Genomic DNA, 12,798 nt, shown 5'->3' on the forward strand with positions numbered 1-12,798 from the left:
TCGCAGGCGGGCCGCAGGCGTCAGCCGACGCCTGGCCTTCCCTGCGCCCTCCGATGTTCGAGAGGGTGAAACAGATCAGCATGACTCGGGCAGGAATGTCGCGGGAACGCGACATCATGTGTAGTTCGATGTGAGCGATCGTGCGTCATCACCGGTGTCGTCCCGGGCTTGACCCGGGACCCATAAGCCCAGGGAGGCGTTGTCGCGCACGCTGGTCGACCATCGAGTCTAACAACGTGGGCCGGTGAGTATGGGTCCCGGGTCAAGCCCGGGACGACAGCGGAATGTTTGGCGACCATCTCCACCCCGCGGAATATTTTCCGCGCTTGCCAAGCCTGATGCGAGGGTCCAAAAAATCTCCAACCATTCGGGACGAAACGACAGGAAGCGGAGACGGAATTGACCATCAAGGGCAAGGCCTACATTGCCGGGATCTACGAGCATCCGACCCGGCACGCACCCGACAAATCCACTGCGCAGCTGCATGCCGAGGTCGCCAAGGGCGCGCTGGAGGACGCGGGTCTCAGCGCCAAGGACGTCGACGGCTATTTCTGCGCCGGTGATGCGCCGGGCGGCGCCTGGCCGATGGTGGACTATCTCGGGCTCAAGGTGCGCCACATCGATTCCACCGAGACCGGCGGCTGCTCCTACCTGATCCACGTCGGCCATGCGGCCGAAGCGATCGCCGCCGGCAAGTGCTCGATTGCGCTGATCACCTTGGCCGGCAAGCCGCGTACCGGGCCGATGCCGCCACGCGCCGCCGGCGCCGAGGCCGATTTCGAGATGGCCTATGGTGCGACGACGCACAACGCCTATGGCATGTGCGCGATGCGCCACATGCACGACTATGGCACCACCAGCGAGCAGCTCGCCTGGATCAAGGTCGCCGCCTCGCATCACGCGCAGTACAATCCGCATGCGATGCTGAAGGAGGTCGTCACGGTCGAGGACGTCATCAACTCGCCGATGATCTCAGATCCGCTGCATCGCATGGATTGCTGCGTCGTCACCGATGGCGGCGGCGCGCTTATCGTGACGACGCCGGAGATTGCCAGGAGCCTGAAGAAGCCGCTGGTGCGGCTGATCGGCCATGGCGAGGCGATGAAGGGGCCGCGCGGCGGCAAGGATCTCGACCTGACTTATTCCGCCGGCGTGTGGTCCGGCCCGCGCGCCTTCGAGGAGGCGGGCATCACGCCTGGGGATATCAAATACGCCTCGATCTATGACAGCTTCACCATCACGGTGCTGATGCAGCTCGAGGATCTCGGCTTCTGCAGGAAGGGCGAGGGCGGCAAGTTCGTCGCCGACGGCAACCTCATCTCGGGCGTCGGCAAGCTGCCGTTCAACACCGATGGCGGCGGGCTCTGCAGCAACCATCCGGTCAACCGCGGCGGCATGACCAAGGTGATCGAGGCCGTGCGCCAGCTGCGCGGCGAAGCCCACCCGAAGGTGCAGGTGCAAAACTGCGATCTCGCCATTGCCCATGGCACCGGCGGGCTGCTCGGCGTCCGCCACGCCGCCTCGACCTGCATTCTGGAGCGCGTGTGATGTCTGAAGCGAAGAAGCTGCCGGCCCCAATCACCAATCCCGAGACCAAGGCGTTCTGGGACGCCGCCGCCGAGGGCAAGTTCCTGATCAAGCGCTGCACCGCCTGCGGCGAGGCGCACTATTTCCCGCGCTCGATCTGCCCGTTCTGCTTCTCCGACCAGACGGTGTGGGAGCAGAGCGCGGGCGAGGGCGAGATCTACACCTTCTCGATCATGCGGAAGTCGCCGACCGGACCGTATGCGATCGGCTACGTGACCTTGAAGGAGGGCCCGTCGCTGCAGACCAATTTCGTCGATTGCGACTTTGATAGCTTAAAGATCGGTCAGAAGGTGAAGGTGGTCTTCAAGCCCACCGACGGCGCCCCGCTGCCGTTCTTCACGCCGGTGTAGAGATGCGCTCGGTGCACCCTCTCCCCTTGCGGGAGAGGGTGGCAGCCGCAGGCTGCCGGGTGAGGGGTTTCTCTCCGCATCGGCAGTGCCTCTGTGGAGGCATACCCCTCACCCGAGTGACGTTGGCGCTGATAGTTGTGGAGCCCTCTCCCGCAAAGGGAGAGGGCGCAGCAATTGGCGCCGGAAAGGCGAGGCGCGGAGCGCCGTGCCCACCGTTCTAACAAGACGAAAAGGCGGTGGGCACGCTTCGCTTTGCCCACCCTACAAGAACCGAATTCGGGGAGGCGACATGCCGATCAACTACGATGAGCTGATGGCGATGAAGGCGATCGGGCAGTCCTATGCCTACGGTGATCGCGAGGTGATGCTGTACGCCTATGGCATCGGCATGGGCGCCGATCCGATGGACGAGCGAGAGCTCGCCTTCGTCAACGAGGCCACCGCCGAGCCGCGGCCGCTGAAGGTGGTGCCGACCTTCGCCTCCGTCGCGGCCTGGGGCTCCGGCCCCGGCGACATGAAGCTCAACCGCGTGCTGGTCGTCGACGGCGAGCGCGACATCACCTTTCACAAGCCGCTGGCTGTGGCGGCGAAGATCACCGCCGATTCCTCGGTGCTCGCGGTGTCCGACAAGGGCAAAGACAAGGGCGCCGTCATCCGCCACCAGACCATCCTGCGCGATGAGAGCGGCGCCCCGCTGGCGACGCTCGTGGCCTCGCGCTTCGCCCGCGGCGACGGCGGCTTCGGCGGTCCGTCCGGCGGCATCCCCGAGCCGCATCCGGTGCCGTCGCGCGCGCCCGACCGCAGCGTCGACATTGCGACACGGCCCGACCAGGCGCTGATCTACCGCCTGTGCGGCGACCGCAATCCGCTGCACTCCGATCCCGAGTTCGCCCGCCGCGCCGGCTTTCCACGCCCGATCCTGCACGGCATGTGCACCTACGGCCTGACCTGCCGCGCCGTGCTGCAGACCTACGCCGACTACGATGCGTCGGCCTTCCGCCAGCACGCCGCGCGGTTCTCCTCGCCGGTGTTTCCCGGCGAGACCGTGACGGTCGACCTGTGGAGAGACGGTGACGTTGTTTCGTTCGAGGCGCGGGTCAAGTCGCGCAACGTCACCGTGATCAAGAACGGCAAGACGGTGCTGGGCTAGTTAGGGACGCATGGGCCGTTGGCTCCCTCGCCCCGTTCTTCACGGGGAGAGGGTGGGGTGAGGGGCAGACGCACGGGGAGTGTCCGTGGTGAGACCTGTACCCCCTCACCCGGATTGCATCTTCGATGCAATCCGACCTCTCCCCGCAAGCGGGGCGAGGTGCACCGAGCAAGCCGCAGTGGCTCGCGTCTCAGGGATCGAGGGCACCTCCCACCGTTCTTCGCGAGGGCGGAATGGAAGGCGAAATGGACCGCAGACATCAGCGGAGGAGACACCCATGGGACTGCTCGACGGCAAGGTGGCACTGATCACCGGGGCAGGTGGCGGCCTCGGCGAGGCCTACGCCAAACTGTTCGCACGCGAAGGCGCGGCGGTTGTCGTCAACGATCTCGGCGGTCCGCGCGACGGCTCCGGCTCGGACCTGTCGATGGCCGAGCAGGTGGTGGCGGCCATCACCGCCGAGGGCGGCCGCGCCGTCGCCAACGCCGCCGACATCTCGACCGTGGCCGGCGGCCAGTCGGTGTTCGACGATGCCATCCGCCATTTCGGCCGCGCCGACATCCTGGTCAACAATGCCGGCATCCTGCGCGACCAGACCTTTGCGAAATCCAGCGAGGCGGACTGGGACAAGGTGATCCAGGTGCACCTCAAAGGCACCTTCTGCTGCACGCTGCCCGTGTTCAGATGGATGCGCGAGAATGGCGGCGGCGTCATCGTAAACACCTCCTCGACCTCGGGCCTGATCGGCAATTTCGGCCAGTCCAACTATGGCGCGGCCAAGGGCGGTATCTGGGGCCTGTCCAACGTGCTGGCGATCGAGGGCCGCAAGTACAACATCCGGGTGTGGACCTTGGCGCCGGGCGCGCTGACCCGCATGACCGCCGACCTGCCGCGCTACAAGGAGAACCCGGGCGCCGCGCTGACGCCGGAGGGCATCGCGCCGGCCGTGCTCTACATGGTGAGCCCTCTCTCCGGCGACCAGACCGGCAAGGTGCTCGGCGTTTCCGCCGCCCGCGGGGTGCGCGAGTTGCGCATGATGGAAATGGACGGTTGGACGCCGCCGTCCTCGGCCTGGAAGGCGGAGGACATCGCTGCTCATGCAGAGGAGATATTCTTTTCGGAGGCCGAGATTCGAAAGTCCGCCCGGCGGTTTTGATGTATGCAGGTCGTCATTCCGGGGCGCCCGAAGGGCGAGCCCGGAATCCATAACCACGATCGGGATTATGGATTCCGGGCCTGCGCCTGGCGGCGCATCCGGAATGACGACAGATGAATGGGAGACCAGACGATGAAGCTCACGCCCGCCGCCAAAGGCACCTTCGCGATCGCGCCGACGCCGTTCCATGATGACGGCCGCATCGACGAGGCCTCGATCGATCGCCTGGTCGATTTCTATGCCGCGGCGGGCTGCGACGGCATCACCGTGCTGGGCATCATGGGTGAGGCGCCGAAGCTGGATGCGGCTGAGTCCGCCGAGGTCGCGATCCGCTTCGTCAAGCGGGCGACCAGCATGCAGATCATCGTCGGCGTGTCGTCGCCGGGCTTCGCCACGATGCGCGCGCTGGCCCGTGCCACCATGGACGCCGGTGCCGCCGGCGTCATGATCGCGCCTCCTCCGTCGCTCCGCACCGACGACCAGATCACCGGCTATTTCAAGCAGGCCCAGGAGGCGATCGGCGAGGACATTCCCTGGGTGCTGCAGGACTATCCGCTGACGCAGCAGGTCGTCTTCACCCCCGCCGTCATCCGCAAGATCGTCATGGACAGCGCCTCCTGCGTGATGCTCAAGCACGAGGACTGGCCGGGCCTGGAGAAGATCTCGGCGCTTCGCGGCTTCCAGAAGGACGGCTCGCTGCGGCCGCTGTCGATCCTGTGCGGCAATGGCGGGCTGTTCCTCGATTTCGAGATGGATCGCGGCGCCGACGGCGCGATGACCGGCTATGCCTTCCCGGAAATGCTGGTTGACGTCGTGAAGCTGTCGCAGGCGGGACAACGCGACGCCGCGCACGACCTGTTCGACGCGCATCTGCCGCTGGTGCGCTACGAGCAGCAGCCGGGCGCAGGGCTCGCGGTGCGCAAATACGTGCTGCAGAAGCGCGGCGCGATCGCCTCCAGCGCCCAGCGCAAGCCGGCCTCCGGCATCAGTGCCGCGGCCAAGGCCGAGGTCGACTATCTGCTGTCGCGCGTTGCGCGCTACGATGCCCGCGCCAATCTGCAACCCCGAGCCAGCGCTGCGGAGTAACCATGGCCGACGTTGCCGCCGTTCGTCCCGCCTCGACCGTGCTGCTGCTGCGCGACAGCGCGGCGGCCCGGGAGATCGAGGTGTTCATGATGGTGCGTCACCATCAGATCGAGTTCAACTCGGGCGCCCTGGTGTTTCCAGGCGGCAGCGTCGACAAGGGCGATCGGGAGATCGCCGCCAGGCCGGAGCTCTATGCCGGCGACGACGGGTTGGAAGCCGAGGCGCTCGGCTTCCGCATTGCCGGCGTCCGCGAAACCTTCGAGGAGAGCGGCATTCTGCTGGCGCGCGCCAAGGGCTCGGACGCGCTGATCGATGCCGCGGCCGCCCGCGAGATCGAGGCCGCACATCGCCTGGCCTTGTGCGAGGGCAAGACCAGCTTCGTCGAGGTCGTCGAAGCGCACGGCCTGGTGCTGGCGCTGGATGCACTGGTGCCTTACGCGCACTGGATCACGCCGGAGGGCATGCCCAAGCGCTTCGATACCTGGTTCTTCCTGGCGGCTGCGCCGCCCGACCAGCTCGGCGCCCATGACGGCCGGGAATCGACCGATTCGATCTGGGTATCGCCGCGTGAGGCGCTCGCCGGCGGCGAGGACGGCCGCTTCAAGCTGCCGTTCCCGACCACGCGCAACCTGATCCGGCTCGGCAAACAGCCGGCGGTCGCCGATGCGCTGGCGGCGGCGCGAGACATGGAGATCGTGACCGTGATGCCGGTCATGACCAGGACGGCCGATGGTGGCCGCCAGCTGCGCATTCCGCGCGAGGCCGGCTATGATGGGGAGGTGTTCGCGTTCGGTGCGGCGGGTTAACCGCACGAATTATTTTTTGTCCGGCGGATGATGCGCCGGCGCCTGTTGTTCTCGATTTGTTCATTGGGTTGCGCTGCGGCTCGTATATAGTGTGGTTCCGACCATCGGATCCCATGAGTAAACCAGTTGATTTCGGCCTGGCCTGCGATCGCCTCCGATCCATGACGATCGGACGGATGATCTTTGGCAGCTTTCTGCTGCTGCTCGCCGTGATCACCGCGACCAGCATGGCGAGCGTGATCGCCATCCGCCATATCGATTCGACCTTTGCCGAGCTGCAGCGGCTGCAGGGCGTCGGCGATCTCGCCGAGGAGATCGACCAGCGCATGAACGAGCTGCGGCTCGCGGCGCGCGATTTCGTCACCGATCCCGCCTCGCGCTCGGACCGCGTCATGGAGGCGGCGACGGAGCTCTCCGTGCTGCTGAAGAAGACGCGCCTGCAGCTGGCGCCGGAGCAGCAGGCGACCATCGATGGCGTCTCGCAGCGGCTGGCCAATTATCGCGAGGGCATCGACCGGATCAGCGCGCTGATCGCGCAGCGCGCCGAGCTGCTGTCAGGATTGCCGGCGGCGCGCGAAGGCTTCGAGGAAGCCATCGCTGGGGTCACTGAGCGCGGCACCGCGCGGGCGCTCTTCCAGGTGCAGAACCAGATCGGCGCGGCGCTGCTGGCGCGGGATCCGGCGGGAGCCGAGCAGGCGGCCCGGAGCATGCGCGCGCTGCCGATCGAGGATCGCACGTTGCGCGTGGCCGCCGATCGCTACGCCGAGGCCATCATCGCGATTGCCGGCACCGAGGACGAGATCGCGCGGCTCGACAAGGAGGTGCTCGGCATCGAGGGCCGGCTGATCGGCCGGGTGACCGAGCTGCTGCGCGCGCTGAGCGCCAGCCAGGGCAAGGTGCTGTCGCGCGATTTCGCCCGCACGCTGGCGGAGACCAAATGGCAGAGCATCATTTTCGGAACGGCGGGGGTGCTGATCGGCATCTTTGCCGCGTCGTTCGTGGTGCGGCGCACGGTGAAGCCGCTCGCCTCGATCGCGCGCTCGATCCGGGCGCTGGCGGCGGGTGAGAAGGCGACGTCGATTCCGCAGACCGACGTCCAGAACGAGATCGGCGATATCGCACGCGCCGCCGAAGTGTTCCGACAGACGCTGCAGGACGCGGATGCGGCGCGCGAGGCGGCGGTGCGCGCGCTCGCCGAGCAGCGGCTCGCCGAGGAGAGCTATCGCAAGCTGTTCGAGGCCTCGATCGACGGCATCTATGTGACCACCCCGAGCGGCCTCGTGCTCAACGCCAATCCGGCGCTCGCGCGCATCATGGGCTACGAGTCGCCCGGCGATCTGATCCAGGGCGTCAACGACATCGCCGATACGATCTATGTCCACCCCCTGGCACGCGAGCGCTATCAGCGGCTGATGCGGCGCGACGGCATGGTGCGCGAGTTCGAATACCAGGTGCGTCGGCGCAATGGCGAGATCCGCTGGCTGTCGGACAGCGCCACGGTGGCGCGCGACGAGAGCGGCGAGGTCGTCCGCTACGAAGGCGTGGTCCGCGACATCACCGATCAGAAGCGCGCGGAAGATGCGATTGCAGAGGGACGGCGCTTGCTGCAGCAGGTCATCGACACCGTGCCGGCGGTCATCAACGTCAAGGATCGCGAGCTGCGCTACGTCCTGATGAACCGCTACATGGCCGGCATCTTCAACGTCGAACCCGAGGATGCGCTGGGCCGCACCACGGGCGAGCTGATGTCGCGCTACGGCGCCAGCAAGACAGATTCCAACGACAAGCGCGTACTGGCGACCAAGGGCGGCCTCGGCTTCTACGAGGAGGAGTATCTCGATTCCTGCTCCGTGATGCGGCAGTGGCTGGTCAACAAGCTGCCGCTGCTGGATGCCGAGGGCGAGGTCGACAAGATCGTCACCGTGGCGCTCGACATTGGCGAGCGCAAGAAGAGCGAACACGAGATGCGCAAGGCCAAGGAGGCCGCCGAGACGGCGCTCCGGAACCTGCGTGAGACCCAGGCCTCGCTGATCGAGGCGGAAAAGCTCGCCGCACTTGGACGCATGGTCGCGGGCGTCGCGCACGAGGTCAACAATCCTGTCGGCATCAGCCTGACGGTGGCCTCCGCGCTCGAGCGCAAGACCGAGCGCTTTAGCGAGGCGGTGACGCGGGGTGAGCTCCGGCGTTCGAGCCTCAACGAGTTCATCGAGACCAGCCGCAACGCCGCGTCGCAGCTGGTGGCCAATCTCAACCGCGCGGCCGAGCTGATCCAGTCGTTCAAGCAGGTGGCGGCGGATCGCAACTACTCCGACCAGCGCACGTTCGATCTGGCCGATCTCACCGAGCAGGTGGTGATGAGCTTGCGCCCGGGTGTGCGTCGACAGAACCTGACGATCAATGTGGATTGCCAGCCCGATCTGGTGATGAACAGCTATCCGGGCCCTTACGGGCAGGTGCTGACCAATCTGTTCCTCAATGCCGTCGCACATGCGTTTCCCGAGGGACGCAGCGGCGTGATCGAGATCCGGGCGCGCGAGTCCGGACGCGACAATGTCGAGATCATCTTTTCCGACAATGGTTGCGGCATGTCGCTCGATGTCCGCCGCCGCGCCTTCGATCCGTTCTTCACGACGCGCCGCGACCAGGGCGGCACCGGCCTCGGCCTGCATATCGTCTACAACATCGTGACCAACAGGCTTGGTGGCCGGCTCGATCTCGACTCCGAGCCGGGCGCGGGCACCCGCGTTCAGATCATCCTGCCGCGCGTCGCTCCGCTGGAGCAGGCGGCGGAATAGGGGCGATCTGCCACACTTCGGCGACATGTCGCACAACTACGTGAGAGCCCGGATTGACTCTCACGTTGCCGCGATCGAATCAAATTCTGGCCCGGTCGATGCATCTCCATCAGCGCACCCAGAGGTGGTGCAGGAGCCAGATGGAAATGAGCAAATGGATCGTGTCCAGCGGCCATGAGCCGCATCGCGCTGATCGTATCGGCATCAGCAACACGGGTTCGAGACAGGCCGGACGGTGGAAGCCGCCCGTCCAGGTGACGGGTGCAGCCCTGCTGCTGGCGCTGGCCAGTTCGCCATCGCTCGGGCGCGACCGCGGCCAGTACGCGAACTCGTCGCCGGAGATGAAGGCGTGGTTCGACGGCTTGCGCAGCGGCAAGGGCCCGTGCTGCTCCGATGCTGACGGCAGCGCCGTCAGCGACGTCGACTGGGAGACCAAAGGCGGCCACTATCGCGTCCGCATCGAAGGCGAATGGCTCGATGTTCCCGACGAGGCGGTGATCACCGAACCGAATCGGGTCGGCCGGACGATGGTATGGCCGATGCGCGGCTATCAGGGCCTGTCGATCCGCTGCTTCATGCCGGGCAGCATGACGTAGTCGGAATCGCGCGATGGCTCAGGCGTATTTCTTGTCGCGCTCCAGCAGCTCGATGGAGATGCCCTCCGGACCGCGAATGAAGCAGATGCGTACACCGGGGCGGATCGTGGTCGGCTCGGTCGTGAAGGTGACGCCCTTGGCCTTCAGCTCGGCGGCGACGATGTCGATGTCCTTCACGGTGAGGCCAAAATGATCGAGGCCCTGGTGTGGCGTCACGGGCGGCGCATTGACGCCATCGCCGGGCTCGACCTTGGCGATGAACACGCTGGCGCCGCCGAGCTTGACGTCGATGCGGCCGGGATTGCGGACGATTTCGCCGCCGAGAATGTCGTGCAGCCAGTTGGCGGTCGCTTCCGGGTCCGGGCTGCGCAGATGGATGTGGTCCCAGGTGACATGCAACATCGTCGAGATCTTTCGAAGAGTGAACCGCCCGAGGAGCGGCAGCGTTTGTGATGTGTCGACAGCGACATGCCTGTTTACCGGCTCGCCGGCGGCAAGACCAGAGCGGCCAACTCTCTGCCATCGCGGCTGCCCTCCAATTGTCGGCTTTGCATGCAATGTTCGCGACGTTTGCCAATTGAAGCTTCCAAACGCCCTGCCGGGCAGCCGATGGTGCAGACAGACATGAGCGTGGGCCTCTCTCGACTGCTGGAGCGCAAGCTCGGCGCAACGGCTTCTCCGGCCGGGCGCCGCGGCGATGCGCAGATCCCGTTGGGAGCGGGTCTGATCGGGCTGCTGGCGCTCGCGCTGATGATGACTGTCGGGGTCGGCTGGGTCGTCACCACGGTGGATGATGGTGAGACGGCTGACGCCAGCCTTGCTCAGCTCACGGTGAACGCCAGCAGGCAATACCAAGACGATGAGGACGGGACCGAGCCGTCGCGCGGTTTCCCCGTTGTGCCTGGTGTGGCTGACGGTACGGGAACTGCCTCGTCGGTCCCGGCGGCCGGCTCGGGGAGCAGTCTGATGGACGCCAATGCCAGCCTCGCGCCGGTCGTGCAGCCGGAGCGAACCGCGGCGCCCGGACCGGCTGTTCCGTCCGGCCTGCGCATCAGTTCCCAGTCGTGGCGACGCGGCGGTCTCGGATCAAAGGCGCTCGTGACCTTTACGCTGCGCAACGCCAACACGTTCGCAATCAAGGACGTGGAGATCAGCTGCGCCTTCAGCCGGCGTGACGGCAGCCACGTCACCGATCGCCGGCGCGTCGTCCAGGGCGACGTGCGCCCGCAAGGCCGCAGGACCTTCACTGCGGTCCATGTCGGATTTGTCAACGTTAATGTCAGCACGGCGAAATGCGCGCTGGTTGCAGCGACGAAAATCTAATTATGTCGCGCTAGTTTCCGGCGGACGTTGAACCTGATCGGTTGTCCCGGGAACTTACTTTCATGGCCTCCGTTAGGGTGGATGGTCGGCTCGGGCGAGCCGACGGAGCGGTAAATTATGCCTATCTTGCGTTACTTTCTGTTTGTCGGCGGTACTTTGATTGCGCTGCTGGTCCTCGCGGACGCCGTGCTGCCCAGCGTACCTTTGCCGACAGCACTGACATCAACGGCCTCCGATTTGCCGGCAATACGCATCCAATCTGCCCGCAAGTGGCCGGAGCGGATCGTATTGGACACATCGACGCCACCTCCGGCGATCGTCGCGCAGGCGGTGCAGCCTGCGCCGGTCGCAGCCGCCGAGCCGGCGAGAGGCAATCCGCGCGACGCTTTTGCCCAGATGCCTGGTGTCGACACCAAGCGGCAGGTTGTCGCGACGACGGCCGTCGAGATGCCCCGTGGGGCGGCCAAGATTTCAGAGACCACGACCAAACCGGCAGACAACAAGAAGCGGAAGACCGCGAAGGCGCATCCGGGCAAACCGATGATCCTGGTGGCGCAGCAGCCGCATTTCGGCTTGTTCGATTCCACTTGGTAGCGTCTGGGCGATGCGATCCGACGCAGGACCTCGCGCCTGACGGACTGCGGCATCGCCGCCTCCGACGCCGCCAGACTGCCTTGATCTTGCGCAAAGTGCACGTGCTCCGGAGCGCCTAGCGTTACCTCGATGGGATCGGGGCGCGTTGGCCTCGGCCCCAGGGAGACGCAGCATGACCAGCACCCCGCCCAACCTCTCGATCTCACCGGAGAAGGTCGCCTTCGTTGTGACGAAGGCGCATCAGTATGAGATGGAAGCCGCCGAGCCGGACCTGCTGGCAGATCTGACGGATGACGACTCGGCGCCGGGCACCGGCGGACGCGGTCAGAATACGGACCGATCGGAACTCGTCAGCTTCATCAAGGGTCTCAATGTCGACGAGCAGATCGACCTGGTTGCGCTGACTTGGCTCGGGCGCGGAGACGGCTCGCTCGAGACCTGGGACGAGCTTCGCGCGCAGGCGGCCCAGGCGCACAACAATCGCACGGCAACCTATCTGATCGAGACGCCGATGCTCGGCGACTATCTGGAGGAGGCGCTGTCGGAGTTCGGTCTCTCCTTGGAAGATTTCGAAGAAAGCCTCTAGCCTTTGGACTGTCGGGCGCGCGCCGCATCAGCGATGCGCGCCATGAGGGAGTAGGGTCATGGACAAGATGAAGGTCGGGACTGGCGACTGGGTCGTCGTTTGCGATGGACGCAAGGCGCTGATCCTGGAGAACGTTGGCGACAGCATGTTTCCGAACCTGCACACCAAGGAGGTTCATGAACATGATAACGAGCGCACGAGCGCGCAAGGAACCGATGCGCCCGGGTCGGTGCAGCAGTCGTTCGGCTCCGCGCGCAGCTCGGTGGAGCAGACGGATTGGCACGATCAGGCTGAACGGGCCTTCCTTAAGCAGATCGCCGACCGGCTCCACCACGCCGTGCTGTCGGGCGAGACCAAGTCCTTGACCATGGTGGCCTCGCCGCGCGCGCTCGGAATGATCCGTGCGGACTACTCCGACGCCGTGCGCAAGGTTCTGCATGGCGAAGTCCACAAGGACCTGGTGAAGCTGCCGGTCTACGAAATCGAGAAGCAGCTGCTGGCCTGAGCCGGCGGCGCGGTGCCGCGGTCCGAAGAGGCCGGCGGGCTCACGCGTCGAGACGGCGGCTGCGAGCGATCAGTGCGCTCGTTCCAGCAATGCTGTCGTCTCCGGCGCGGCCGGAGCAAGGCTCGCTTCCGGCTGCGTCGCTGCCTTCTCGACGATCTCGTAACCGCACTCTTCCAGCCAGGCGATGAGACGGTCGGCCATGGCGTAGTCCCAGGTCGGGTATGAGCGGGCGATGACTTGGCGTGGCGTGAGCTTGCGAGACAT

At 65.9% G+C, this 12,798-nt stretch carries 14 protein-coding genes; 12 read left to right on the forward strand and 2 right to left on the reverse strand.

Features of this window, described 5'->3' with window-relative positions:
- Positions 1–399: 399 nt before the first annotated feature.
- The 8 genes from QQL87_RS33325 (at position 400) to QQL87_RS33360 (ending at position 9,526) form a co-directional block, all read left to right on the forward strand.
- Entirely contained in the window at positions 400–1,548 is a 1,149-nt protein-coding gene (locus tag QQL87_RS33325) for a thiolase family protein (protein ID WP_284419315.1), read from the forward strand.
- Positions 1,548–1,937: a Zn-ribbon domain-containing OB-fold protein gene (locus tag QQL87_RS33330; protein WP_284419314.1), complete on the forward strand. Its 390-nt coding sequence runs from the start codon at positions 1,548–1,550 to the stop codon at positions 1,935–1,937. Before QQL87_RS33325 ends, QQL87_RS33330 begins: the two co-directional genes overlap by 1 nt.
- A gap of 289 nt (positions 1,938–2,226) precedes the next feature.
- Positions 2,227–3,087 (forward strand): MaoC family dehydratase, encoded by an 861-nt coding sequence (locus QQL87_RS33335; RefSeq protein ID WP_284419313.1) that lies wholly within the window; start codon positions 2,227–2,229, stop codon positions 3,085–3,087.
- Between the two features lie 277 nt (positions 3,088–3,364).
- Positions 3,365–4,243 carry an SDR family oxidoreductase gene (locus tag QQL87_RS33340; RefSeq protein ID WP_284419312.1) on the forward strand — a complete coding sequence of 293 codons (879 nt, stop codon included), beginning with the start codon at positions 3,365–3,367 and terminating at the stop codon, positions 4,241–4,243.
- 132 nt (positions 4,244–4,375) lie between these two features.
- Entirely contained in the window at positions 4,376–5,329 is a 954-nt protein-coding gene (locus QQL87_RS33345; RefSeq protein WP_284419311.1) for a dihydrodipicolinate synthase family protein, read from the forward strand.
- A gap of 2 nt (positions 5,330–5,331) precedes the next feature.
- Positions 5,332–6,135 carry an NUDIX hydrolase gene (locus QQL87_RS33350; RefSeq protein ID WP_284419309.1) on the forward strand — a complete coding sequence of 268 codons (804 nt, stop codon included), beginning with the start codon at positions 5,332–5,334 and terminating at the stop codon, positions 6,133–6,135.
- A 113-nt stretch (positions 6,136–6,248) separates the two neighbouring features.
- Complete coding sequence (locus QQL87_RS33355; RefSeq protein WP_284419308.1) at positions 6,249–8,930, forward strand: PAS domain-containing protein; 2,682 nt, start codon at positions 6,249–6,251, stop codon at positions 8,928–8,930.
- Positions 8,931–9,076: 146 nt separating this feature from the next.
- A complete protein-coding gene (locus QQL87_RS33360) occupies positions 9,077–9,526 on the forward strand; it encodes a hypothetical protein (protein ID WP_284419307.1) in 450 nt (149 codons plus the stop codon).
- An 18-nt stretch (positions 9,527–9,544) separates the two neighbouring features.
- On the opposite strand, the gene QQL87_RS33365 is transcribed toward QQL87_RS33360, so the two are convergent.
- Positions 9,545–9,928 carry a VOC family protein gene (locus QQL87_RS33365; RefSeq protein WP_284419306.1) on the reverse strand — a complete coding sequence of 128 codons (384 nt, stop codon included), beginning with the start codon at positions 9,926–9,928 and terminating at the stop codon, positions 9,545–9,547.
- A 222-nt stretch (positions 9,929–10,150) separates the two neighbouring features.
- Here QQL87_RS33365 and QQL87_RS33370 point away from each other — a divergent pair, with 222 nt between their 5' ends.
- The 4 genes from QQL87_RS33370 (at position 10,151) to QQL87_RS33385 (ending at position 12,534) form a co-directional block, all read left to right on the forward strand.
- The gene (locus QQL87_RS33370) at positions 10,151–10,849 is read left to right on the forward strand and encodes a hypothetical protein (RefSeq protein WP_284419304.1); all 699 of its coding nucleotides are present in this window, start codon (positions 10,151–10,153) and stop codon (positions 10,847–10,849) included.
- A gap of 117 nt (positions 10,850–10,966) precedes the next feature.
- Entirely contained in the window at positions 10,967–11,443 is a 477-nt protein-coding gene (locus QQL87_RS33375) for a hypothetical protein (protein ID WP_284419303.1), read from the forward strand.
- Between the two features lie 172 nt (positions 11,444–11,615).
- Positions 11,616–12,029, forward strand: coding sequence for a DUF3775 domain-containing protein (locus QQL87_RS33380; RefSeq protein WP_284419302.1), 414 nt, complete (start codon positions 11,616–11,618; stop codon positions 12,027–12,029).
- 58 nt (positions 12,030–12,087) lie between these two features.
- Complete coding sequence (locus tag QQL87_RS33385) at positions 12,088–12,534, forward strand: host attachment protein (RefSeq protein ID WP_284419301.1); 447 nt, start codon at positions 12,088–12,090, stop codon at positions 12,532–12,534.
- A 69-nt stretch (positions 12,535–12,603) separates the two neighbouring features.
- Here the strand turns inward: QQL87_RS33385 and QQL87_RS33390 are convergent, their stop codons facing one another.
- Positions 12,604–12,798 carry a hypothetical protein gene (locus tag QQL87_RS33390; RefSeq protein WP_284419300.1) on the reverse strand — a complete coding sequence of 65 codons (195 nt, stop codon included), beginning with the start codon at positions 12,796–12,798 and terminating at the stop codon, positions 12,604–12,606.

This window comes from Bradyrhizobium sp. SSBR45G (genome assembly GCF_030159255.1).
Classification (GTDB): domain Bacteria; phylum Pseudomonadota; class Alphaproteobacteria; order Rhizobiales; family Xanthobacteraceae; genus Bradyrhizobium.